Annotated in this window: 23 protein-coding genes; 6 read left to right on the forward strand and 17 right to left on the reverse strand. The window is 68.4% G+C overall.

Annotated elements, in window-relative coordinates:
* Positions 1 to 20: 20 nt before the first annotated feature.
* Complete coding sequence (locus KXD97_RS31430) at positions 21 to 1,424, reverse strand: IS1380 family transposase (RefSeq protein WP_260752909.1); 1,404 nt, start codon at positions 1,422 to 1,424, stop codon at positions 21 to 23.
* A gap of 127 nt (positions 1,425 to 1,551) precedes the next feature.
* On the reverse strand, positions 1,552 to 2,769 hold the full coding sequence (locus KXD97_RS31435; RefSeq protein WP_260754880.1) for a DUF885 domain-containing protein: 1,218 nt from the start codon (positions 2,767 to 2,769) through the stop codon (positions 1,552 to 1,554).
* Positions 2,770 to 2,800: 31 nt separating this feature from the next.
* Here KXD97_RS31435 and coaA point away from each other — a divergent pair, with 31 nt between their 5' ends.
* A complete protein-coding gene (gene coaA, locus KXD97_RS31440) occupies positions 2,801 to 3,739 on the forward strand; it encodes a type I pantothenate kinase (protein ID WP_260754881.1) in 939 nt (312 codons plus the stop codon).
* Here coaA and KXD97_RS31445 read toward each other — a convergent pair.
* The 5 genes from KXD97_RS31445 to KXD97_RS31465 form a co-directional block, all read right to left on the reverse strand.
* Positions 3,711 to 5,222, reverse strand: a complete 1,512-nt coding sequence (locus KXD97_RS31445) for an FAD-dependent oxidoreductase (RefSeq protein ID WP_396884630.1) — start codon at positions 5,220 to 5,222, stop codon at positions 3,711 to 3,713. The two genes, coaA and KXD97_RS31445, sit on opposite strands and share 29 nt — an antisense overlap.
* 68 nt (positions 5,223 to 5,290) lie before the next feature.
* Positions 5,291 to 5,701 (reverse strand): hypothetical protein, encoded by a 411-nt coding sequence (locus tag KXD97_RS31450; protein ID WP_260754882.1) that lies wholly within the window; start codon positions 5,699 to 5,701, stop codon positions 5,291 to 5,293.
* A 110-nt stretch (positions 5,702 to 5,811) separates the two neighbouring features.
* The gene (locus tag KXD97_RS31455) at positions 5,812 to 6,225 is read right to left on the reverse strand and encodes a hypothetical protein (protein WP_260754883.1); all 414 of its coding nucleotides are present in this window, start codon (positions 6,223 to 6,225) and stop codon (positions 5,812 to 5,814) included.
* Positions 6,226 to 6,313: 88 nt separating this feature from the next.
* Positions 6,314 to 7,663: a hypothetical protein gene (locus KXD97_RS31460; protein WP_260754884.1), complete on the reverse strand. Its 1,350-nt coding sequence runs from the start codon at positions 7,661 to 7,663 to the stop codon at positions 6,314 to 6,316.
* Between the two features lies 1 nt (position 7,664).
* Complete coding sequence (locus tag KXD97_RS31465; RefSeq protein ID WP_260754885.1) at positions 7,665 to 8,456, reverse strand: (2Z,6E)-farnesyl diphosphate synthase; 792 nt, start codon at positions 8,454 to 8,456, stop codon at positions 7,665 to 7,667.
* 56 nt (positions 8,457 to 8,512) lie between these two features.
* Here KXD97_RS31465 and KXD97_RS31470 point away from each other — a divergent pair, with 56 nt between their 5' ends.
* Entirely contained in the window at positions 8,513 to 9,253 is a 741-nt protein-coding gene (locus KXD97_RS31470; protein ID WP_260754886.1) for a hemolysin III family protein, read from the forward strand.
* A gap of 562 nt (positions 9,254 to 9,815) precedes the next feature.
* On the opposite strand, the gene KXD97_RS31475 is transcribed toward KXD97_RS31470, so the two are convergent.
* From KXD97_RS31475 to mca, 5 genes are all read right to left on the reverse strand, one after another.
* Positions 9,816 to 11,363: an IS1182 family transposase gene (locus tag KXD97_RS31475; RefSeq protein WP_260753369.1), complete on the reverse strand. Its 1,548-nt coding sequence runs from the start codon at positions 11,361 to 11,363 to the stop codon at positions 9,816 to 9,818.
* A gap of 65 nt (positions 11,364 to 11,428) precedes the next feature.
* Positions 11,429 to 11,800, reverse strand: a complete 372-nt coding sequence (locus KXD97_RS31480) for a nuclear transport factor 2 family protein (protein WP_260754887.1) — start codon at positions 11,798 to 11,800, stop codon at positions 11,429 to 11,431.
* Between the two features lie 10 nt (positions 11,801 to 11,810).
* Positions 11,811 to 13,823 (reverse strand): thioredoxin domain-containing protein, encoded by a 2,013-nt coding sequence (locus KXD97_RS31485; RefSeq protein ID WP_260754888.1) that lies wholly within the window; start codon positions 13,821 to 13,823, stop codon positions 11,811 to 11,813.
* Positions 13,810 to 14,115 carry a hypothetical protein gene (locus tag KXD97_RS31490; RefSeq protein ID WP_260754889.1) on the reverse strand — a complete coding sequence of 102 codons (306 nt, stop codon included), beginning with the start codon at positions 14,113 to 14,115 and terminating at the stop codon, positions 13,810 to 13,812. Before KXD97_RS31490 ends, KXD97_RS31485 begins: the two co-directional genes overlap by 14 nt.
* The gene (gene mca, locus KXD97_RS31495) at positions 14,115 to 14,984 is read right to left on the reverse strand and encodes a mycothiol conjugate amidase Mca (protein ID WP_260754890.1); all 870 of its coding nucleotides are present in this window, start codon (positions 14,982 to 14,984) and stop codon (positions 14,115 to 14,117) included. The genes KXD97_RS31490 and mca overlap by 1 nt, the downstream gene beginning before the upstream one ends.
* A 117-nt stretch (positions 14,985 to 15,101) precedes the next feature.
* On the opposite strand from mca, the gene KXD97_RS31500 reads away from it, so the two are divergent.
* From KXD97_RS31500 to KXD97_RS31510, 3 genes are all read left to right on the forward strand, one after another.
* On the forward strand, positions 15,102 to 15,524 hold the full coding sequence (locus KXD97_RS31500; protein WP_260754891.1) for a DUF4307 domain-containing protein: 423 nt from the start codon (positions 15,102 to 15,104) through the stop codon (positions 15,522 to 15,524).
* Between the two features lie 223 nt (positions 15,525 to 15,747).
* On the forward strand, positions 15,748 to 16,242 hold the full coding sequence (gene greA, locus KXD97_RS31505; protein WP_260754892.1) for a transcription elongation factor GreA: 495 nt from the start codon (positions 15,748 to 15,750) through the stop codon (positions 16,240 to 16,242).
* A 61-nt stretch (positions 16,243 to 16,303) separates the two neighbouring features.
* Positions 16,304 to 16,975, forward strand: a complete 672-nt coding sequence (locus KXD97_RS31510) for a GPP34 family phosphoprotein (RefSeq protein ID WP_260754893.1) — start codon at positions 16,304 to 16,306, stop codon at positions 16,973 to 16,975.
* Between the two features lie 27 nt (positions 16,976 to 17,002).
* Here KXD97_RS31510 and KXD97_RS31515 read toward each other — a convergent pair whose 3' ends face one another.
* The 5 genes from KXD97_RS31515 to KXD97_RS31535 form a co-directional block, all read right to left on the reverse strand.
* A complete protein-coding gene (locus KXD97_RS31515; protein WP_260754894.1) occupies positions 17,003 to 18,184 on the reverse strand; it encodes a cystathionine gamma-synthase in 1,182 nt (393 codons plus the stop codon).
* 268 nt (positions 18,185 to 18,452) lie between these two features.
* On the reverse strand, positions 18,453 to 18,950 hold the full coding sequence (locus tag KXD97_RS31520; protein ID WP_260754895.1) for an RDD family protein: 498 nt from the start codon (positions 18,948 to 18,950) through the stop codon (positions 18,453 to 18,455).
* 90 nt (positions 18,951 to 19,040) lie between these two features.
* The gene (locus KXD97_RS31525; RefSeq protein WP_260754896.1) at positions 19,041 to 19,985 is read right to left on the reverse strand and encodes a hypothetical protein; all 945 of its coding nucleotides are present in this window, start codon (positions 19,983 to 19,985) and stop codon (positions 19,041 to 19,043) included.
* 326 nt (positions 19,986 to 20,311) lie between these two features.
* The gene (locus KXD97_RS31530) at positions 20,312 to 21,706 is read right to left on the reverse strand and encodes a cystathionine beta-synthase (RefSeq protein ID WP_260754897.1); all 1,395 of its coding nucleotides are present in this window, start codon (positions 21,704 to 21,706) and stop codon (positions 20,312 to 20,314) included.
* A gap of 53 nt (positions 21,707 to 21,759) precedes the next feature.
* Positions 21,760 to 22,830, reverse strand: a complete 1,071-nt coding sequence (locus KXD97_RS31535; RefSeq protein WP_260754898.1) for an alpha/beta hydrolase — start codon at positions 22,828 to 22,830, stop codon at positions 21,760 to 21,762.
* A 192-nt stretch (positions 22,831 to 23,022) separates the two neighbouring features.
* On the opposite strand from KXD97_RS31535, the gene KXD97_RS31540 reads away from it, so the two are divergent.
* Entirely contained in the window at positions 23,023 to 24,009 is a 987-nt protein-coding gene (locus KXD97_RS31540) for an SGNH/GDSL hydrolase family protein (protein ID WP_260754899.1), read from the forward strand.
* Positions 24,010 to 24,036: the final 27 nt, after the last annotated feature.

A 24,036-nucleotide genomic window follows, 5' to 3' on the forward strand; every position in this document is an offset into this window, starting at 1 on the left:
TCGGGCCTTTCGGCATATGGTCAGGTGGTGGCGATTTCTGGTGGGCTGTAGCCGATGGTGTTGCGCCACAACGTGAGCCAGTGCTCTGTCCAGGGCCAGTGCGCTGGTAGGTGCAGGATAGGTTGGCGTTGCGGACGGGCCAGGCGGGCCGGGATAGTGATTATCTTGCGGCGCAGTGTCGCCCCGCGGGCGACCGCGTGGGCACCTCCGGCCAGGACGCCGACGGCGCGCAGCAGGTTGTGGGCGATCGCGGCGCACAGGATCCAGGCCGAGTTCGCGCCGAACCGCCCCGAGGGCATGTGCGCCAAAGGTCCGTCGATGAGGTCGGCGAACACGGTTTCGATGATGGCGTGGCGGCGATGAGTGATGTCAGCGGCGTCGACGGGTTCGTCGGAATTGGTGAAGAACGGGTGGTACCGCCACACCGGAAACAGCGCATCGAGGAACCGCGCGTCTTTGACCCGGCGCACGACCAACCGGGCGGTCACCGGAGTCTTGGTGGAACCGAAGGCTGTGTAGGTGGTTTCGGCGACTTCGGCATCGGAGATCCAGGCGCCGGTGTCGGGGTCACGCACAGCACCGGGATAGTTCACCGGGGTCCACGCGGTCTCGGGAATTGCGTCAATGGCGGCGGCAACTGCGGCGGTCTTGGTCAGCACCAGCGAGAACCGGACACCTGCTCGGTGGCAGGCGGTGACCACGGTGCTATTGCCGTAGGCCGAATCGCCACGCACCAGGATCTGCCCGGTGACCCCGGCAGCACGGGCGGTAGCGGCCGCTTGAGCGATCATGCGGGCTGCGCCCTTGCCGGAGTTGGCCTTGCCCGCCCGCAACCTCGCCCCGGCGATCACCGGCGCACCGTGGTCGGTGCTGATCGTGGTGATCAACGGTGAGAGGCCTTTGCGCAGGATCTGCCTGCCGGCGATCTTGGTGTGTCCGTAGCTGGCGCCCTGCTTGGCGTGCCCGTAGACCGGGCGTAGTAGTGAGTCGATGTCGATGAACGCCCGTCCGTCGGCGCCGGGCAACAGATCGACACGCCCGCACAGCGCGGCCAGGTGTTCGCGCAGGACAGATTCGAGCTGGCGGGCATGCCCGAAGGTGAACTCCCGCAATAAGGTTCCGATCGTCGACGGGGCGTACACACCACCGAAGAGGGTCTTCATCCCACCCGAGCGCACAACGTCTAGGTCATCAATGCTGTCCGCGCCGGCGCACATCCCGGCGATCAGCGTGGTCAGCTTCGGTGACGGATGGGCCGCACCCGAACGGATCCGCTCACAGGTGAACCGGATCTTGTCGGCCAATAGCTGCGACAGACCGGTCTGGCCGGCCAGGGTCATCACCGGCACCAGCCCGGCGCACGACACGAGATGTGCATCATCGAAGACCGCCGACGACACGGCGAACCTATGGGACACTTGCACCGGAAGTGCCTTTCTGAACGTGGGCTGATCGAAGTGTGGTAACTCCAATCATCCCAGCTCAAAGGGCACTTTCCTTACATCAACACCCTCCGAACAGGCGATTCATCGGTGGATCGAGGCTAAACGTTCAGGCGGCGCGCAACGACGACGGGATCAGCGGCTCGTCCAGCAGCGTGCGGAACCGCTCGGTCAGACCGACACCGTCGGGCCGCGCGTCGAGCCATTCCCGCAGCAGCCGGTACCCCTCGACGTAGGTGCTGGTGTAGGCCCGCCACAGCGGCGAGGACAGGAACCGCAGCATCTGCCGGGCCCGTTCGTCGTTGACCAGCAGCCACCGCTTCAGGAAGTCGACGACGTCGTCGACGTCGCGGTGTTCGTCGTGCAGCATCAGCGCCGCGTCCTGCCGCACGTCGGCCAGCGCGGCCGTCGCCTCCGAGATCGCCGCCGCGCGCTCGCCGTCGAACCGCATACCCAGGTCGGCATAGATGTCGGACGCCCAGCTTCCCCACTGCGGTCCGACCGCCGCGTACAGCGCCAGGTCGGCCAGCCCCTCTGCCATCAGGCACTGCGGGGTGTTGACCAGGAAGATCGTCTGCTCGGCTTGATTTCGACCGGCCACCAGCCGTTCTTCTTTGCGGCAGTGCTCGGTGTGGTGACCGGGGTAGGACTCGTGGGCCACCAGCCGCGGCAGGTTCGACATCTGCTGCTTGAGGTCGGCGTTGACCGCCACCGTGGACTGGTAGTCGCCTTTGTAGTAGTTGAACCCCGACCACGGTTTGTCGGTCACCACCTCGTAGGTGATGGTCTCGCGCGCCGGCAGCGGAAACGTGGCCCTCACCCGGTCCCGCAGGGCGCTGGAGAACGCATGGATGGCCTCCTCCAGGCGGGCCGGCGGGATCTCCTCGGCCGCCCGGTAGGCCTGGATGCGCTCAGCCAGCGGGCCGCTCCCGCCCAGCGCCTCGTCGAGCGCGGCGTGCGCCTGCCGGTACCTGTCCGGATCGCCCTTGCTGATCCGGACGTCGAAGTACGCCTCCACCTCGTCGACGAACCCGACCTGCTCGCCGGCGAACTTGCGTCCCGCGCAGGCCAGGGCGCGCAGGTGGGAGCCGACGAACGCTGCCCGGTCGTCGTCCAGGCCGGCGGGCAGTTCGGTCAGCAACCGCTCGGCCTGACGGGCCAGGTCAGCAGGGTCGGGCCGCGGCTCGGATTCCACCATCCGCTTCAGTGCGGGGTCGCCGGTGAACGAGTCGACATAGCCTTCCTCGACCCGGTCGAAGCGCAGCCCGAGCAACAGGTATTCGGTGACCAAGGATGCTGAAGCCCCAGAATCGATACCTACGTCCATGGCTCCCCAACCTAACTGCAAGACTGTGGCCATGGCGCGGCTGAGCGAACCCAGCCCTTACGTGGAGTTCGACCGGACCCAGTGGCGGGCGCTGCGTATGTCGACACCGCTGAAGCTGACCGAGGATGAACTGGTCCGGCTGCGGGGTCTCGGCGAGAAGATCGACCTGCTCGAGGTCGAAGAGGTCTATCTGCCCCTGGCGCGATTGATCCACCTGCAGGTGGCGGCCCGGCAAGCGCTCTTCGCGACGACGGCGGAGTTCCTCGGGGAGCCGCAACAGAACCCGGACCGGCCGGTGCCGTTCGTGATCGGCGTGGCCGGCAGCGTGGCGGTCGGCAAATCCACCACCGCCCGTGTGCTGCAGGCACTCCTGGCACGCTGGGAGCACCACCCGCGCGTGGACCTGGTCACCACCGACGGGTTCCTGTACTCCAACGCCGAGCTGAGCAGACGGAACCTGATGCACCGCAAGGGTTTCCCCGAAAGCTACGACCGCAGGGGGCTGATGAGGTTCGTCACCGCGGTCAAGTCGGGTTCCGACGCGGCGTGCGCGCCGGTGTACTCACATCTTCTCTACGACATCGTGCCGGGCGAGAAGCAGATCATCGAACATCCGGACATCCTGATTCTGGAAGGCCTCAACGTCCTGCAGACCGGGCCGGCGCTGATGGTGTCGGACCTGTTCGACTTCTCCGTCTATGTCGACGCGCGCATCGAGGACATCGAGAACTGGTACATCTCCCGGTTCCTGTCGATGCGGGAAGGCGCGTTCGCCGACCCGGCCTCACACTTCCACCACTACTCCACGCTGACCGACGAGCAGGCCGTGTTCGCCGCCCGTGACATCTGGCATTCGATCAACCGTCCCAACCTGATCGAGAACATCCTGCCGACCCGCCCGCGCGCCACCCTGGTGCTACGCAAGGACTCCGATCACTCCATCAACCGGCTGCGGCTTCGGAAGTTGTAGCGCGCGCGGCGGGTCCTAGGCCGTCCAGAGGCCCGCAGCGCACGCCGCACCGCTCCCGCACGGTGTCGAGGACCTCACGCAGGTGGGCCCGTTCGCGTCGGTGGGTCAGCACGAAGCGCAGCGCGCCGGCAGTGCGGCGCGGCCACGGATACCAGCGGTCGAAGTCCAGGCCGCATTCGCCGAAGACCTTCGACGGCATCACATCGGCCATCAGACCCAGGTTGTACTGCGCCAGCGCGAACATCGCATACGGCAGCACCGCCTTGTGCCGGTTCGTCATCTCCTGCAGGTCGAATTCGTAGAGCGGCACGTCGCGCAATTTGCCCAGGAACATCAGGTGGGTCATGAAATAACCCATGAACGACGACAGATGCATTGTGGCCGAACGCGTTTGGATCGACAGCACGGCACCGTCCGCGGACGTGTAAGGCTCGTAGGGGTGGTCCCCGTTGTCCAGATAGCCGGTGCAGTTGACGATCCAGCTGCCGTTGTCGACGGGCCTGGACGCACCGCTGCGCAGGACCAACTCCGCGGCGCCGTTGCGGTCGACGACGTCGTCGAAATGGTCCATCACCACCTCGTGGATGCCGCCGGCGATGGTCTTGTTCTCCGCCTCGGACAGCACCCCGAGCAGAAAGTTGTTCGTGTACGGGGTCATCCACGTGCCATAGGTGGTGCGGAACCAGTCGGCGACCTCTTGCTCGTTGGTGCCGTCGAACCGCCGGCACATGTCCACGGCCATGCTGCTCAGCAGCGTGCTGCCGACCCACCGCCGCCGTCCGGACGGAAAGAACTTGTCCCGGCTGGCGAAAAAGGTGCCGGAGCCGGCCACCAGGTTGATCTCCCGGCCGGGGCAATTCGTGATGAGCGTGTGCGCGGTGTCCATCGCGGTCTTGCCACCGCCGATGATGTACACCGGACTGCTGCTGGAGCCGATGTCACCGGTGCGCACATCGCAGGTGTCCGGCGACACCGACCGCACCCGCCTGCTCGACACGGGCAGCGGGTCGTTGGGCGTCACCCGGATGCCGTAGGCCTTGATCAGCCGCTCGGCCTGGATCACCCGGGTGCCTCCGTCAGGGGTACGGCAGGTGATCCGGACTCCGCCGGCGAACGGTTCGTCGGACCGGTACTCCCAGCCGTAGCGCTCGTCGACCGTCACCCGTTTCCTGATCTCGTCAAGACAGTGGTTCAGGTGAGCGAGGACCTCGTCCTTGGCGGGCAGGTACGACGGCTCCCGGCCCAGCGTCCAGGCGATGTTGCCCGCGGTGAACATCGGATGGGGCTGGTGCAGCCGCACATAGGAGTAGGTGTCGACCCACATGCCACCGGCGCTGGGGCGGCGGTCGATGAGGACGATCTTCTGGTCGCGGCCCAGATAGCGGCTCGCGGCGAACATCGCATTGAGCCCGGCGATCCCGGCGCCGACGACGCAGAGGTCGCACGTGTCCGCCGAGGTGGTGTGATCTGCGGTGACGGACACGGCGACCTCCCTCTGACCGACGTGTTCTCAGTGTGAGCGCGCGGCGCGGCGACGGTGTAGGTGGTCGACTACCTGTCTTTGATCTGGCGTAGTCCGGCGTATTGGACGGCCCCTATCACGGCTGTGTAGGCGGCGCCGCCGAGCAGCATCGCCATGCCCCAGCCGGTCACCGGCCATAGGTCGGCGAACGCCGTCGCGGTGAACCCGACCGTGAAGAGCGCGTTGGCGGTGATCGTCGCGATCGCGCCCGGACGGACGCGCCGCACACCCGCGAGCCGGTAGACGACCACGCCGTAGACGAGGAAGAAGATCCCGAGTGCGTATTCGACGGCCACCGGTATGCCGGTCAGCGCCGACAGCCAGCCGGCGGCCGCGACGAACGGCACACCGGTCACGCCGACGAGTACGGCGTCCAGGCGCATCGCGAAACGGAGCAGCCCGTCCCGGGCGGTGGTGGTGGAGGCGGTCAGTGCGGTCATCGTGCAGTCCTTCCTCTAGGTGCTGCGAGTCGCTGCAGCGGGGACCGGTTCCGGAGCCGACGCCACGACCTCTTGTGACGGCGACTCCGGACCCGGAGTTCGGGTCCGGGTCACGCCAGCCGGCGCAACCCGAGGTATTGCAGAACGGCAAGGCCGACGGTGGCGGCGGTGAACGCGGCCGCCGAGGCCATGCCGAAGGCCGTCAGCGGCAACCAGCCCGCCGCCAGCACCACGACGGTCGCCAGGGTGAACGCAGCGTTGCCGGCGACCACGCCCATCCCGACGCGCCGGATGTCGCGTAGACCGGCCGCGCCGTACAACAGCACGCCGTAACCGACGAGGGCCGCGCCGGCCACCCACTCGGCTGTCGGGGACAGCCCGGACAACCGGGACAGCGCGTCGGCGGCCACCGCGACGAACAGGCCGACGCCGCCGCACAGGGTGGCGTCGGCGCGTAACGCGAAGCGCAGCAGCTGCGCATCGGAACGGTGTGCCGGGCGGTGCCGGGTGGTGATGGCGGTCATGGCTCACAGCGTCCGTGGCGGCCGCTGCCAGGTCGACACCACACGCTGCCAGTTACTGCCAACCGCAGGTCGCAGCCCTGCGCCGACGCTAGTGGGCGGCGACGAGGTTGCTGCGCAGGTCGGTGGCGATGACGCGCGCGGCAGCGTTCTGCCAGTTGTGCAGCGAGCGCTGGGGCACCTCGGTGACGAACCACTGCCAGGCCTGCCGGGCGAGCGGATCGAGCCCGGCGGCCGTCGCGTTCTGCGCGTAGGCACGGACGCCGACCACGTACGGGAAATACAGCGAGTTGTAGTGCCGCCACTGCTCGCTGGTGCCGAAATCCCCGCCGTTGCGCGGCTTGAGCGCGGCGATCCGCTCGGCCAGCAGCGCCCGCAGCTCGTTGGCCCGTTCCAGCGGCTGATCGGGTGCGCCGCGCCGGGCCAACCGCTCGTCGATGACCGGCAGCGCGGTCAGCGGACTGGCGACGAGCTTGGACAGGTCGCCGTAGTGGCCGAGCGCGCGGCGGGTGACCCGCACGAAGGTGTCCTCATCCATGCCGTCGAGCGGGCTGGCCGAGCGCAATGGCAGCGCCGATTCGGTGTTGCGCAACGCCGCGCGGTCGGCGCGCAGATCCGGCGAACGCGAGAACGCGAGCCGGTCCAGTAGTCCGGCCAGCGGATCGGCCAGCACGTTGATCGCGATCGCCACCCCCAGGCTGGTGAACAACAGCACCGTCAGCGTCGTCGACCGGCCGGCCACCGCCAGCGCGATCAGCACCTGACCACCGAAGAGCACCGCGACGGCCGTGGTGCCCACGAAGGAGCGCAGCATGTCCCGGCGCAGCGCGTGGCCCTCGTCGAACGCGTCACCGATCGCGACGGCGATGCCGAGCAGCGCGACGTCGAACCCGGTGGACGCCAATGCCAGCCAGCTCGGCACCAGCCCGAGCGGGATCACCAGGATCGCATTGCCCAACGCGAAGAACAGCGTCGCGACGACGACGAAACCCACGACGGGGCCGGGCTGGGCGCGACGCAGCACTGCGCGCACCATCGCGGCGACCGACGGCACCGACACCGCGGCGAACAACACCCAGTGTCCGAGGCGCAGCGGGCCTTCCACGTCGCCGGCCATCGCCGCCCCCAGGAACGCCACGGCGGCCACACCCGTGACGAGGGCGACCTCGCCGGCGCGGCTGCGCCAGGTGTCGCGGGGCCGGGACAGTTCCAGCAGCACCGCGAACCACGCGATGCCGGGCACCGCGACCAGATAGATCTCGACCCGGCTCAGCGCCGCGGAGTCGCTCACCACCCGGACGGCGTCCAGCGCCACCACCGACGCGAAGCTGGCCAGGCCGACGGCCGCCAGCACGAGCACGGTCTTGCGCGGGTCGCGCGCGAGCAGATACAGCCCCAGCCACCAACTCAGTGCGAACACGAGCGCGGACAGGGCGAGCATGTCAGCGTCCGTATCTGCGGTGGCGTGCCGTGTAGTCGCGCAGCGCGCGCAGGAAATCCACCCGCCGGAACTCCGGCCAGTACGCCTCGGTGAACCACATCTCCGAATAGGCGCTCTGCCACAACAGGAATCCGGACAGCCGCTGCTCCCCCGAGGTGCGGATCACCAGATCGGGGTCGGGCTGTCCCGAGGTGTACAGGTTCTCCGAGATGCCCTCGGCCGTCACCGCCTCGATCAGCTGTTCGCCGGTGGCGCCGTTGGCCAGTTCCTTGCTCAGCAGTGCGCGGACCGCGTCGACGATCTCCTGCCGGCCGCCGTAACCGACGGCGACGTTGACGTGGAAGTCACCGCCGTTCCCGTCGGTCGAGGCCACCGCCTCGCGCAGCCGGCGCGCCGGCTCCTGCCCGATCAACTCCAGATCCCCGACGGTGCGCACGGTCCAGCGGTTGGCCGGGGCGCAGATCTCCTCGACCACCTCGGTGATGATCTCGATCAGCGCCGCCAGTTCGTCGTCGTCGCGCTGCAGGTTCTCGGTCGAGAGCAGGTACACCGTCGCCAGTTCGATGCCGGCCTCCTGGCACCAGCGCAGCATCTCGGCGATCTTGCCCGCCCCCGCGCGATAGCCGAAACTGACGTCGTCGTGGCCCAACTCACGTGCCCAGCGGCGATTTCCGTCACACAGCACGGCGATATGGCGGGGCAGTTCCGAGCGTGATGCCGTGAGCCCCTGGCGCAGGCGCATCTCGTAGAGCCGGTACATCGGTTCTTTGAGGCGCCGCGGAATGAGGTCCACGATCAACCAGACTACTGTGACGCGAGGAAGCTCCTGAGCCACTCAGCGGAGGTGAGATGCCGACATCGCTCGAACCGTGGTACTTCGCCGAATCGCCGCGGGAACCTCGGGAAGCCGAGGACTTTCCCGAAGCCGTCGCCGGCGGCGTCGCGCAGTTCCTGGGCAAGCCCAGGCTGCGGGGCTGGATTCACGTGTACTCGGCGGCGATCGCGGTGATCTGCGGCGCGACACTGGTCGCCGTGTCGTGGTCGCTGCAGTCCACCCGCGCCGGCATCGCGACGCTGATCTACACGCTGACCATCGTCGCGATGTTCACCGTCAGCGGGGTCTATCACCGGGTGAACTGGACGTCGGTGACGGCGCGCAAGTGGATGAAGCGCGCCGACCATTCGATGATTTTCCTGTTCATCGCCGGCAGCTACACGCCGTTCGCGCTACTGGCGCTGCCCGAGAACGACGGTCTGGTGCTGTTGTGGATCGTGTGGAGCGGTGCGCTCGCCGGCGTCGCGCTGAAGATGCTGTGGCCGTCCTCGCCGCGCTGGCTCGGGGTACCGCTGTACATCCTGCTGGGGTGGGTCGCGGTCTGGTTCATCGGTCCGATCATGCACGGCGCCGGGGTGGCGGCGGTGGTGCTGCTGATCGTCGGCGGCGCGCTCTACAGCGTCGGTGGTGTGCTGTACGCGCTCAAGTGGCCCAACCCGTGGCCCACGACGTTCGGGCACCACGAGTTCTTCCACGCGTGCACCGCTGTCGCGGCGATCTGCCACTACATCGCGATGTGGTTCGCCGTCTTCTGATCTCCCTATGGGCGCGTGCGTCTATGGGCGCGACCATGTCACCTGGCGAGCGTGCGTCACCTGGCGCGAGCGTGCGTGTCAGCGGGCGACACGCCGCGGCAACCCTATACTTTGCGCACGCTCACCACTGCGTAGCAGGGGGTCCCGACGAGCGCGGCCGCAGTCGAAGGCAAAGCTCCGCCGTCTGCTGCGCGCAGAGAGGCGACGCCGTGGCGGCACTCCGGGACAGCGGCGACCGGCGAAGGACGGCCGGACCATGGCACTCCCGGACGATCGCACTCCCGGATGTGGCACTCCCGGACGATCGCACTCCCGGACGACGGACGAGCGTGCGCAAAATCCGGTTCTGGCCCGGCGTGTCCACCTCAGACACGCACGCTCGCGCTGAAAAGGCTGGCGCGCTAGGAGTCTGCTGAATTAGTGGGTTGATGGGGCGGGGCGTCTCAAGCGCTCGTCGGCGCGTGTGTGAAGTCACAGGCAGGCCGACAGATTCGGGATTGCCCCGCCGTTTGGGGCGTGGCAATCCGATGTTCGCGCCGCAAGGCCGCCGGGATGTCTGGGCTTAGGCGATGGCCCAGGTGGTGCCGGTGTGGGTCAGGCCCATGCTGATCAGGCGGCGCAGGTTCAATGCGGCGGCGCGGTGGTGCAGCCAGTGGTTGTTCTTGCTGACGCCGCGGTAGCGGACTTTGCGGTTGCCGCGGGTCAACCAGGCGATCGAGCGTTCCACCATGGGGCGGTGTTGGCGGTACTCGGCCTGCCATTCGGGTGTGCGCGCGATGGCCCGGGCGGCACGTAGGTGCGGTTCGTGTTCGCTGATGGTGAGCTTTCGCCCACGCACTGCGGTGGTGCACAGGTGCCTCAAAGCGCATGACCGGCAATGCTTTTCGAATGCGGCTCCACCGCTAGGCCCGATGGGGATGGTGTGCTCGGCCGGACACGTCACGGTACGGGCCGCGAAATCGATGGTGAAGTCATCGCTGGTGAACCCACCCGGGACCGGGGTTCTCAGCGGGAGCGGTTTGATCACGGCGACATGCTTGAGCTCGGCCAGCGTCGCCCGTGCCTGACCGGTGCCGTAGGCCGAATCGCCGAGCACCCGCACCGCCGTCGTCTCGTGTGCCAGCAGCGCCAGTCCGATGACGGCTTCGTGATTGTCTTGTCCGCTTGCCTTGGTCAGCGCGCAGTCGGTGATGATCCCGGTATCAGGTTCGACCGCGATGTGGGCCTTGTATCCGTCCTGGCGGCGATGCACCGTCTTATGGGCATGGCGGGCTTCGGGATCCACGGTAGAGATCACCCGATCACCGGCCACCTTCTGCGCGATGCGCCACTGCCCGTCGGTGCCATCAGAACCCTCGACCGGTTCGACGTCCTGGCCGGCGACCAGCGCCAACAACGACACCGCCTCAGCGGCGCGCGGGCCCAGTTCCTGGTCGGGCAGATGCCCCAGCAGCCGGTGCGCATCGCCGACCAAGGCGTCGACAAGCTGGTCGCGGGCGGTTCTGTCGTTCCAGGCGATCGCCGGTTTACCCGGATCGCTGTAATCGTGGGCGGTGCAGTAAGTGGTGATCACCTCGCCGGCCCCTGGGACTTCGCGCCCGACCCGGCGGATCGCAGCGATCAGCTGGGTTACGGTGTCCTGGGTGGACACCGCATCATCGAGCACGGTGGAGTCCAACGCTCGCCGCGTCTTTTTGGCCAACACACCGGTCTGCGCCACGACGGCCTTGACCGCCTCAAAGATCCGGTCCGGCGCCTGCGAGGCCGCCAGCCGGCGCCGCCAATAGGTCAGCGTGGTCGAGTGAAACGCCGGCGCGGTCACCGCCAACCCGCACGCGGCTTTCCAGCGCAGATCGAAGGTGACCGCGTCCACGGTCTCGCTATCAGAGAGCCCGTGCAGGGCCTGCAAGGTGATCACCGAGGCCATCACCTCGGCCGGCACGCTCGGACGCCCCCGCCGCGACGGGAAAAGATCAGCGAACATCGCCTCGGGAAACAACTCGTGGCGGTGTTCGGCCAGGAATACAAACATGCTGTCGGACTTCAGCAGATGCCCGGCAACCGACTCCGCATCCAACAGCTCACGCTGATCCTCAGAATGCCCCTGCATCCATTAATCATCTCGAGAACCCAGCCACAAACCCCGCCACCACGCCGGATTAATTCAGCAGACTCCTAGAGCTGCGTGACGTCCTGCGGGCCCCAGTAGGCCTTCATCGACGTGATCTGGCCGTCGCCGTTGAACGTCATCACCTCGATGGGCTCGATCCGCATCGCGCCGCCCACGGTGATCGCGAACACGAACGCCGCCTCGTGCCCGCCGGCGCGGAAGTTCAGCAGTTCGGTGGTGATCTGGCCGCCGGCCTCGATGGACTTGTAGAAGCCGGCGATGGCCTGCCGGCCGATGTGCACCTCACCACCGCCCACGGGGTCTTCGAGGGTGGCGTCCTCGGCGTAGAGCGCAGCGACGTCGGTGGCGGTGCCGCCGGCGACGGTGTCGAGATAGCGCTGGACGAAACCCTGTAAGACATCCGGCTCGAAACTCATGAGCGGCAGGCTACACGGACGGCCCGAGCGCGGCGGCGAGATCCTCGACCGTGGTGACGGGCATATCGCAGACCCGGCCGCGGCACACGTACGCGGCGTCCGCGTCGCCGACCCGGGGCCGGGCGCGCAGCAGCTCGGATGAATCCACCTCGCCGCCGATCACGACCGCTCCGCCCGGCGCCAGCCTGCGCGCCGCCGCCAGCAGCGCCGAATCCGCGCCGCCGGCCACCGCGACCTGGATCGGACCGCGCACGGCGGCCTCGGACACCGCCAGCCAGTGCCCCGCCGAACGCGGAGCGCGCTCCAGCAGCACGGTCGCGGCGGCCAGGGTGGCCTCGGCCGCCGCCGAGTACCGCTGCGCGGCGGGTTCGGCCGCCAGATGCCCGGCCAGCTGCAGAGCCTCGGCCATCAGCGATGCGCCTGAGGGCGTGGCACCGTCGAGCGGGTCCGACGGTCGCAGCACCAATTGCTCGGCGTCGTCGGCGACGTCGAACCAGCGGCCGGGGACCTCCGGGTCTGCGAAGTGCTCCAGCGCGAGATCGAGCAGTCGGCACCCGTGATGCAGCCACTCCGGCTCCGCGGTGGCCTGGTGCAGTGTCAGCAGACCGGTGGCCAGCGCGGCGTGATCCTCGAGCACCGCCACACTGTCGCCGACGACGCCGCCGAGGCTGGAGCGCCGCAACCGGCCCTCGACCACATGCAGGGCGAGTAGCCGCCGGGCGCTTTCGGCTGCGGCGTCGAGGTATTCGGGCCGGGCGCCGGCGAACGACGCCTCGGCCAGCGCGGTGATCGCCAACCCGTTCCAGGCCGTCACCACCTTGTCGTCGCGCGCCGGTTGCGGCCTGAGGCGCCGCGCGGCGCGCAGTGCCGTGCGCACCCGCTCGAAGCGATCCGGGTCGTCCGGGTCGGTGTGCAGCTGCAGCACCGAGGTGCCCGCGTCGAAGGTCCCTTCCTCGGTCACCCCGAAAAGCGCTGCCGCCCAACGCCCGTCACCCTCGCCGAGCACTTCCGTGAGTTCGTCCGAGGTCCACACGTAGGTCAGCCCCTCGACCCCGGCGGCGTCGGCGTCCAGTGAGGAGACGAACATCTCACCGTCGCGCAGGTCGTCGAGCAGGAACCGCGCTGTCTCGTGAAGAACCTTGTGCGCCAAAGGATTCGCGGTCCGGCGTGCCCAGTGCGCGTACACCCGCAGCAGCTGGGCGTTGTCGTAGAGCATCTTCTCGAAGTGCGGCACCACCCACGCCGCGTCGACGCTGTACCGGGCGAAGCCCCCGCCCAGCTGGTCATAGATGCCGCCGCGCGCCATCGCCTCACAGGTCCGCACCACCGGGGCCAGGGACGATCCGGTGCGTTCGTGGTGACGCAGCAGCGCTTCCAGCAACGCCGACGGAGGAAACTTCGGGGCGCGCCCGGGACCGTTGGCGAACCCACCGTCGACGGTGTCCTCGTCGCGCAGCACCGCCTCCACCGCGCCGTCGCACACCTGGGCCGCGACAGCCGGGCCGCCGCCCGGCAGGCCGGAGGCCATCGACCGCAGCTCGGCGGCGATCCTGTCCGACGTCTCCTCCACCTCGGCGCGGCGGGTGCGCCAGGTCTCGGTGACCGCGGCCAGCAGTTGCAGGAAGGTGCCCTTCGGGTAGTAGGTGCCGCAGAAGAACGGTCTGCCGTCAGGGGTCAGAAAGCACGTCATCGGCCAGCCGCCCTGACCGGTCAGGGCCACGGTGGCGTTCATGTACACCGCGTCCAGGTCGGGACGCTCCTCGCGGTCGACCTTGATGCAGACGAAGTTCTCGTTGGCGGCCGCTGCGACTTCGGCGTCGGCGAAGGACTCGTGAGCCATCACATGGCACCAGTGGCAGGCCGCGTATCCGATCGACAGCAGGACGGGCACGTCGCGTTCGGCAGCCCATGCCAGCGCGTCCGGCGTCCACTGCTGCCAGTGCACCGGGTTGTCGGCGTGCTGCCTCAGATACGGGCTCGTGGCCCGCGATAGGGAATTTCTCGAGCCGTCAGCTCGAGCCACGTTCCGTCCCGTCGGCCGGATTCTCGGTGGCCAGGTCGGGGTCGGCGCCGATCTCGCCGACCGGGGCGGCACCGCCTTCGACACCGTCGGACTCGGCGGTGTCGAAGGATTTCGGCAGTTTGCGCAGATGCCGGTTCATCGACCACACCAGCCCGAATACCGCGATCAGCAACAGGATCACGATGATCAGCCCGAACGGGCTAGCCTTGCCGAAATCAGGCCCGGTCTGGCGGGGACCGTCTTCCTGGGCCACCGTCAACAGCTCCAGGCCCAGAGTCAGGACGTCGTTCATCAGCGTTCCTCGATCCCGGAGAACAGGTCGGTCTCGGGCAGCACCACCGGCACCCTCGACCTGGCCAGTTCGAATTCCTCCGTCGGCCACAGCCGCTGCTGCCATTCCATCGGCGTGGTGAAGAAGAAGCTGTTGGGGTCGATCTGCGTCGCGTGCGCCAGCAACGCGTCGTCACGCTGAGCGAAGTACTTCGAGCACTCGATCCGCGTGGTCACCCGCTTGGCGAGCAGGTCCTCCTCCGGGTCCCAGCTCTCCAGCCACTTGCTGAACGGACCTTCCTTGCCGTGCTTGGCGAACTCGTCCTGCAGGATCTGCATGCGCTGCCGCAGGAAGCCGTGGTTGTAGTACAGCTTGGACACGCTCCACGGTTCGCCGGCATCCGGGTACAGCAGGTGGTCGGCGGCGGCCTCGTAGGCCGCGACGGAGACCTGGTGGCATTTGATGTGATCGGGGTGCGGGTAGCCGCCGTTCTCGTCGTACGTCGTCATCACGTGCGGCTTGAACTCCCGGATCACCTTCACCAACTCCCGGGTCGGTATCTCCAGCGGCTCCAGCGCGAAACAACCCTCGGGCAACGGCGGCAGCGGGTCGCCCTCCGGCAGCCCCGAGTCGACGAACCCGAGCCAGTGATGCTCGACCCCGAGGATCTGCGCGGCCCTGGCCATCTCGTCGCGGCGGATCTCCGGCATCCGGCCGTGGACCTCGGGTAGGTCCATCGCCGGATTCAGGATGTCGCCGCGCTCCCCGCCGGTCAGCGTCACGACCATCACGCGAACGCCCTCATCGACGTAACGCGCCATCGTCGCGGCACCCTTGCTGGACTCGTCGTCCGGGTGCGCGTGCACGGCCATCAACCGCAGTTCGCTCAACCTCGTCCTTATCAGCTGTTTTTCTGCTTGCCCACTCACGCTTCAGTTCAACCACGGGAGTGGCCCTATAGTTCCAGGTCTAGTAGACCCATCCGACCGACGGGCATGCAAAACGAGATGATCGACCGCCCTACCGAGCGCTACGGACAACAGCGGCTCAGCCGGCGCGCGCGCCGCCGGATCGCCATCGGACTGACCGTCCTGGTGGTGTTGACCGGCATCGTCATCGCCATGGTGGCGTTCAGCCGCTTCGGTTCCAGCGAGGTCAAGGGCGAACTCGCCGGCTACCGGGTGGTAGACCCGCACACCGTCGACGTCACCGTCAGCGTCACCCGCGACGACCCGTCGCGCCCGGTGGTGTGCATCGTGCGCGCCCGATCCTACGACGGCGACGAGACGGGGCGGCGCGAGGTGCTCGTGCCGCCGTCCGCGGACGTGACGGTGCAGGTCACCACCACGGTGAAGGCGAGCAGGCCGGCCGTCATCGGCGACGTCTACGGGTGTGGAATCGACGTCCCCGGGTATCTGGTCGGTGGCTGAGAACCGTCTGCACGCCCAACGGTCGTCGACAAAATTCTGAAGTTCGCCCGATCCGACGGTGCTATGCTGGGCCGATACACGGTTCCTGCTGGGGCCGTGTATTGCTGCATTTGGGAGCTCAGATCCGACGCTGCCGATGCCGGCGATACACGCACGAGTCACCCGGCGCCGTGCCAGACATCGAACGCGACAAGCGCGGAAGCAACAACGACAGGAGCAGGACATGACCGACACTCAGGTCACCTGGCTGACCGAAGAGTCCTACGACCGCCTCAAGGCGGAGCTGGACCAGCTGATCGCCAACCGTCCCGTCATCGCCGCCGAGATCAACGACCGCCGCGAAGAAGGAGACCTCCGGGAGAACGGTGGCTACCACGCCGCCCGGGAGCAGCAGGGCCAGGAAGAGGCCCGCATCCGCCAGCTGCAGGAGCTGCTCAACAACGCCAAGGTCGGCGAGGCCCCGAAGCAGTCCGGCATCGCACTGCCCGGCTCGGTGGTCAAGGTGTACTACGACGACGACGAGAACGACACCGAGACGTTCCTGATCGGTACCCGGGAGCAGGGCGTCAGCGACGGCAAGCTCGAGGTGTACTCCCCCAACTCCCCGCTCGGCGGCGCGCTGATCGACGCCAAGGTCGGCGAGTCGCGCACCTACACCGTGCCCAGCGGCAACACCGTCAAGGTGACGCTGGTCAGCGCCGAGCCGTATCACGGCTGACCGGAGCGGGGCGGCCTGCGGCTGATCCGCGGCCTCGCCGCGCCGCGTTAGTCTCCGACGCATGGCGCAGATCGCAGAGGACCTGTTCCTGCTGCTTGTCGACAACGCGTCCGCGCAACCGGCTCTGGACAGCCCGCGCCGTGAGCGTGCGCTCGCGGCCGCGATGCTGCTCGACCTGGCACACGCATGCCGGGCGCGTCCGGCGGTGGCCGGCGAACCGGTTCCGGCGGGCCGACTGGTGGCGCTCGACGCCGCCGGTCCGCTGGACCCGCTGACGGCCGCGGCGTTCGAGCTGCTGCGCGCCAAACCCCTGACGCCGGGCCAGGCCGTCAAGAAGCTGAGCAGAGACAGCGAGAACCTCGTCGCCGGGCAGCTGGAACGCGGCGGGCAGATCCGTCGAATCCCTCACTCGGGCAAGCTGTTCGGTCGTACCTACGCGTACCCGCTGACCCATCGCGGCCGCGCGGACGCAGCCCGCGCGGCGCTGATGGCCGCGCTGTTCGAACGGCGGCCGCCGGCACCGGCGACGGCCGCGGTCATCACCGTGCTGCACACCGTCGACGGGCTCGGCGCGCTGCTGAGCCTCAACGACCGCGGTTGGCGCTGGGTGCATGCCCGCGCCGGGGAGATCGCGCTTGGCAGCTGGGTCGACGAGTCACCGACCGGGCTGCCCGAGGTGAACCTCGCCGTCACGGCGTCCGCGGTCCGCCAAGCGCTGACCCAACTCGTCTAGTCGTACGACGTCCAGCTGTAGCGGAAGCTAACCGAGGGAGCCGAGCGCCTGCTCGACGTCACCGAGCAGGTCGGCGGTGTCTTCAATTCCGACGGACAGGCGCACCAGGTCGTCGGGCACCTCCAGCTGAGAACCGGCGGTCGACGCGTGGGTCATCGCGCCCGGATACTCGATCAGCGACTCCACCCCGCCGAGCGACTCGGCGAGGATGAAGATCTCGGTGCGGGCGCAGAAGTCACGGGCGGCCTGGGGGCCGCCGCGCAGCCGCACCGACACCATCCCGCCGAATCCGCTCATCTGGCGGGCGGCGACATCGTGATTGTGGTGGCTGGGCAGGCCCGGGTAGAGCACCGTCGTGATGGCGGGGTGCCCGTCGAGGAATTCGGCGATCGCGGCGGCGTTCGCGCTGTGCTTCTGCATCCGCAGCGGGAGTGTCTTGAGCCCGCGGATGGTCAGGTAGGCATCGAACGGTCCGGGCACCGCACCCGCGCCGTTCTGCAGGAACGCGAACGCGTCGTCGAGTGCCTCGTCGTTGGTCAGCAGCGCTCCCCCGACGACGTCGGAGTGCCCGCCGATGTACTTGGTCGTCGAGTGCAGCACGATGTCGGCGCCGAGCGACAGCGGCTGCTGCAGCGCCGGCGACGCGAACGTGTTGTCGACCAGCACCTTCGCCCCCGTCGCCGCGCCCACCTCGGCGATGCCGGCGATGTCGGCGATCGACAGCAGCGGGTTGGTCGGCGTCTCGACCCAGATCAGCTTGGTGCGGTCGGTGACGGCCGCGCGCACCCGGTCGAGATCCGACAAAGCCACCGCGGTGTAGCTGATGCCCCACAGGCTGAACACCTTGTCGATCAGCCGGAAGGTGCCGCCGTAGGCGTCGTCGGGGATCACCAGGTGGTCGCCGGGACGCAGCACCGCGCGCAGTACGCAGTCGGTGGCGGCCATGCCAGAGCTGAACGCGCGTCCGTAGGACGCGCCCTCCATCGCCGCGAGCGCCCCTTCCAGCACCGAGCGGGTCGGGTTGCCGGTGCGGGCGTATTCGAAGCCGCCGCGCAGCCCGCCGACCCCATCCTGGGCGAAGGTCGAGCTGGCGTAGATCGGCGGGTTGACCACGCCGGTGGCCGGGTCGGGCCGGTAACCGGCGTGAATGGCCTTGGTGGCCGGCCCGTAAGCCCGGTAATGATCGGCCGCGCTGCGCTGCTCACTCATGACTGCCAAGGCTAGCTGTGTACAACGTGGGCATGTCTGCCCACCAGTCATCGCCGACGACCGCCACGCCGGATTTCGGCTCCAATCCCGGGGGTATGCTTCGCCCGGCGCAGTCGGCGCGGCACGGCACTGTCTGCAGACGACACTGGACTACGTCGGCACCCGCGCGGTATTCGACGGGCCGCACTCGAGTGATCAACCGAGCCAGGCAAAGATCGCCCGCGAATGCCGAACCCTTTTGGGGGCCAACGGGAGCCCCTCACCGGCGTCAGCGCCTTCCGGTGGCCACGCATACGGTCCCGACGAGTTTGTCGGCCAGGGTCTGCCTCCTGGCATCCCACAGCGGGAACAGAAAGCCGAGAAAGCAGGCGGCCGCGTCGACCACATGCACCAGCTGCCGTAACAGCGAGGCGCTGAATCCGATTGGCTGCCAAGTCTTCTCGTCGACCACGCGGAAGCGCAGCACCGACTTGCCCAGGCTGGTGCCGGTGGAGCCCTGGCGGACACCGTAGTTCCACAGCAGGTAGGCCGCCGACAGCACGAACATCAGCGCTGCCAGTACGCCGGTCGCCGTCGTGGTGACCGACGCGCACGCGACGCCACCGTTGTCGAAGGTGACACAGTCCATCGCGGTGCTGCTGATTGCGACGGCCTCCCAGATTCCCCACCCGAGGCAGAGCGGGATCACGTCGATGACCGTGGCCGCCACCCGCGCCGTCCACGTCGCGTAGGCCCGGCGCCCAAGGCCCGGCGCAGTTCGGTTCACGACCCCATCATCCCCGGGCCGCACTGCGGCACAACGAGATGTCGGCGTGTCCGCGTCAGGCGGACACGCCGACATCGGCCAGGTCAGGAGTTACGGGATGGCGGGCGCGACGTAGCCACCGTTGAGGGTGCGGTAGGTGTACACCAGCAGCAGGGCGGCCAGCGGTGCCGCCACGAGCAGGCCCACACCGCACAGCAGCGCGCCGACCAGGACCACCGCGATGCTGGTGAGCCAGATCAAGAACACCGGACCGACGTTGTTCTTGGCGGTCTCGAAGCTCGACTTGATCGCGTCCATCGGTGACAGGTTGCGGTCGAGCACCGCGATGGTGGTGAACATCAGCAGGAAGCTGGCGATCACGCCCGGCACGATGCACAGGAAGAACCCGATGGTGGTGATGACGCCGACGATCAGTCCGGCGATGATCACGTTGCCGATATTGCGCGGCCGGAAGAACGACCCCACCGTGACCTGCTGACCGTTGGCGATGTCGAAGATACCGCCCAGGAACGCCGATTGGATGGCGGCTCCGACGATCAACGACAGGAACCAACCGACGATCGACACCAGGATGCCGGCGACACCGGTGGTGGCATACGAGAACGACAGGCCGCTGTCGTCGGCGACATAGCTGGTGTCTCCGGGCGACACCAGCATCTGCACGATGCTGATGATGCTCTGCAGCGCGATGATCACGACGGCGAAGACCAGCGTCGCGACGATCAGCGGGATGGCGTTCTTGCTGAACTTGTTCCACGCCCAGTTGAACGCCTCACCGACGGTGAGTGACGGCCGAGCCGCCGGCGGGAATCCGCCCTCCGGTCCGAAGCCGCCGCTGGGCATCCCCGGTGGCGGAGGGGGTGGGTAGCTGCCCTGGGCGTGCGTCGGGGGCGGGAAACCGCCGCCGGGCGGCGGCCCGAAACCGCTGCCGGGCGGCGGCGGAGGTGGCGACTGGTAGCCCCCGGGCGGCGGCGGTGGCGGGTAACCGCCCGGTGGCGGTGGCGGATAGCCGCCGGGCGGCGGATTCTCTGTCATCGATTTCTCCTGATCTCGGTTGCGAACGAAGCGCGAACCGTCCCCTTCATCTTGTGTGCCACGACATCACTGTCGAAGTTCGAATCGCGATGAGCCTGAGGCCTTCTCGCCGACTCCGGCTGGAAGGTAGCCGACGGGGCAGGCGTGATCAACAGCTTTCCTGCTCCGGGGGCGTCCCCCAGGCGGACCGGCGGCGGACCCGGTGAACACGTGGCGAACGATGGTCGGTCGATCATGGACGCCCTTCCGCTCGCACGTGGCTGGACAAGCGTGCTCACATTACCTGAGCAGGGCGGCCGAACAGCGGTTTCTCGCGCGACCGTGCGTCAGCCGCGTGCGCTGCCCTCCGACAGGTAACCGAGGAGGTCGTGACGGGTGAGCACGCCGACGGGCTTGCCCTCTTCCACCACCATCACCGCGTCGCACTCGCGCAGGTTCTTCGCCGCGGTGCTGACCAGTTCGCCGGCGCCGATCAGCGGCAGCGGCGGGCTCATGTGCTCGGCGACCGCGTCGGCGAGTTTGGCGCGGCCCTCGAACACCGCGGAAAGCAACTCGCGTTCGGACACGCTGCCGGCGACCTCGCCGGCCATCACCGGAGGTTCCGCGCCCACCACCGGCATCTGGGACACCCCATACTCGCGCAGGATGCCGATGGCGTCGCGCACCGTCTCGGACGGGTGGGTGTGCACCAGATCGGGCAGGTTCCCGGACTTGCCGCGCAGGACATCGCCGACAGTGGACTCCTCGACGGACCCGTCGAGCCGACTGCGCAGGAATCCGTAGGAGGACATCCAGTTGTCGTCGAAGATCTTGGACAGGTAGCCGCGGCCGCCGTCGGGCAACAGGACCACCACGAGCGAGTCAGGGCCCTCGCGTTCGGCGACCTTGACCGCGGCCACCGCCGCCATTCCGCACGACCCGCCGACGAGCAGCGCCTCTTCGCGGGCCAGCCGCCTGGTCATGTCGAACGAGTCGGCATCGGAGACGGCGATGATCTCGTCGGGAACCGTCGGGTCGTAGGCCGACGGCCAGAAATCCTCGCCGACACCCTCGACCAGATACGGCCGCCCGGTGCCGCCGGAGTACACCGACCCCTCGGGGTCCACGCCGACGACCTTGACCCGTCCGCCGGAAACCTCCTTGAGGTAGCGGCCGGCTCCGGTGATGGTGCCTCCGGTGCCGACCCCGGCGACGAAGTGGGTGATCTTGCCCTCGGTGTCGGCCCAGATCTCCGGGCCCGTCGTCTCGTAGTGGCTCTCCGGCCCCATCGGGTTGGAGTACTGGTCGGGCTTCCACGCACCGTCGATCTCCCGGACCAGCCGGTCCGAGACGCTGTAGTAGCTGGCCGGGTCGTCGGGTGCGACGGCGGTCGGGCACACCACGACCTCCGCCCCGTAGGCGCGCAACACGTTGCGCTTGTCCTCGCTGACCTTGTCGGGGCATACGAAGACGCACTTGTACCCCCGCTGCTGGGCGACCAGGGCCAGCCCCACCCCGGTGTTGCCGGAGGTCGGTTCGACGATGGTGCCGCCCGGTTTGAGCTCACCGCTGGCCTCGGCGGCGTCGATCATCTTGACCGCGATGCGGTCCTTGGAGCTGCCGCCCGGGTTCAGGTACTCGACCTTGGCCGCGACCATGCCCGCGCCAGGCGGCACGACCGAGGTTAGCTCTACCAGAGGAGTGTTACCGACGAGGTCACTGATGTGCCGGGCGATGCGCATGCGTCCATCGTCCCAGGCCCGTCACCGCGCAGCCAGGCGGCCTCCGGCCGGTGCTACCAGGTGGCCTCGCGAATGTACTCACCGATTTGCCGAAGCGAGCGTTTGGCCTCGGGCACCGTGGGCGCGCCCAGCTGGAACACGTGCATCTGCCCCGGCCAGACGCGTACCTCGACGGGCACTCCGGAGGCGGCGAGCAGCCGGGCGGCCTTGCGCGCGTCGCTGAGCAGGACCTCGGACCCCGACACGTGGATCAAGGTGCGCGGCAGGCCGGGTTCGATGTGGTCGAGCGGCTCGTACACCTCTTCCGGCCGGCCGTCGACGATCCGGCGTTCGGCGGCCGCTTCGATGAGCTCGACCAGCGCGTGGAACGCCTTCGGCGGGAACATCGCGTCCGTGCGGGCGTTCGGGTGGTCGGCGCGGGCCTCGTTGTCGATCTCGAACAGCGGGGACATCGTCACGACGGCCGCCGGCGTCTCGCCGACGAAGCCGTTGGTGCCCTCGGCCTGCAGCCGCTCGGCCAGCGACAGCGCGAGATAACCCCCGGCCGAGTCCCCGGCCAGCACGATCTGGTCGGGCTCGTAGCCGAGGTCGCGCAGCCAGCGGTAACCGTCGTAGCAGTCGTCGAGCGCCGTGCCGACCGAGTGCTTCGGGATCATCCGGTAGTTGACCACCAGAACGGGCGCATCGGCGTACCTCGACAGCGCGGTCACCAGGCGCCCGTGGGTGTTCACCCCGCAGGTCAGGAACGCTCCGCCGTGCAGGTAGAGAATCACCGAGCGATTACCGTCGGCGGGCAGCACCCCGGCGGCGCGGACCAGCTGGGCGTTGCAGTGCGGCAGGCCGATGGTGGCGCGCACGGTGCCCGGCGCCGGCTTGAGTACGCGAGCGGCGAAATCGACCAGGCCCCAGGGCCACGGCAGCTTGGGCGCGTAACTGCCCACCGTCAGGAACGGCCTGATGGTGGCCATGGCGGCCAGCCCCATGAGCCGTCCGGCGATGCTCGGACCGTCTTCGACCACCTCGACGGGAGCTCCGTCAGAGACCGGGAAGCGGCGCGGCTTCTGCCCTCGTGCTGCCCTGATGCCCAGCGGGGATGAGCTGGGAATCTTGCTCGGTGCCGTCATCGCCACCACTTCCTACGACGTTGTAGTCCGGGATAAGCCAAGTTATTCAGACGAGCTCGTAACTTAGCTTGACACCTGTAACCACTATCACAATGGGTTAAACGCAGATGGTGTCGGAGTCGATACCGCACTGTGATGGCTCTTCCGCTTAACGAGCCGGGTAGCCGCGCATTTCCGCTCTAAACTTGCGGAGTGGGCATCCTCCGTCGTGCTCCGCGCGGTCGTACACCGCGTCGTTCCACGGTCGCGCTGGCGGCCGCAGCAACGCTGGCGTCCACCGGCACCGCCTACGTCGGGGCCCGCAACCTCCTTAGCGGACAGGCCGATCAGGCGCGCCGCGTCATCCCGAAGGCGTGGGACATCCCGCCCCGCGCCGACGGCGTGTACTCCCCCGGCGGCGGCCCGGTCGAACCTTGGCACCGTGGTGTCCCGTTCGACCTGCACCTGATGATCTTCGGCGACTCGACGGCCACCGGGTACGGCTGCCAGGCCGCCGACGAGGTGCCGGGCGTATTGCTGGCGCGGGGGCTGGCCGCCGAGTCGGGCAAGCGCATCCGGCTGAGCACCAAGGCCATCGTCGGCGCGACGTCGAAAGGGCTGTCGGGGCAAATCGACGCGATGTACGTCGCCGGGCCGCCACCCGATGCGGCCGTGATCATGATCGGCGCCAACGACATCACCAAACCCAACGGCATCGGCCCGTCGGCGCGCCGCCTGGGCCGGGCTGTGCAGCGGCTGCGCGCCAGCGACGCGGTCGTCGTCGTGGGCACCTGCCCGGACTTCGGTGTCATCACCGCGATCCCGCAGCCGTTGCGGTTCGTCGCCCGCAACCAGGGGTTGCGTCTGGCGCGCGCCCAGGCGGCCGCGGTACGTGCCTGCGGCGGGGTGCCGGTGCCGTTCAGCGATCTGCTGGCCCCGGACTTCTACCGGACTCCGGAGCTGCTGTTCTCGCCGGACATGTTCCATCCGTCCGCGGCGGGATACGAGCTGGCCGCGATGCAACTGCTGCCCGCGCTGTGCAACGCGTTGGGAGAGTTCGTCACCGGCATGCCCGCCGCGCCGGCGCTGGAATCGCGCGCGGGCGACGACGGCTCGCTGCTCGCGCGCCTCGGCGGGCTCAGCCGGCTGTGGCGACGCTCGACCGGGGTGCCCGCGCCGATCGTCGCGCCCGCGGGCTAGGTTTCTTGCAACACGTTCCACCCGGTT

It is taken from the genome of Mycobacterium sp. SMC-8 (genome assembly GCF_025263565.1).
GTDB lineage: Bacteria > Actinomycetota > Actinomycetes > Mycobacteriales > Mycobacteriaceae > Mycobacterium.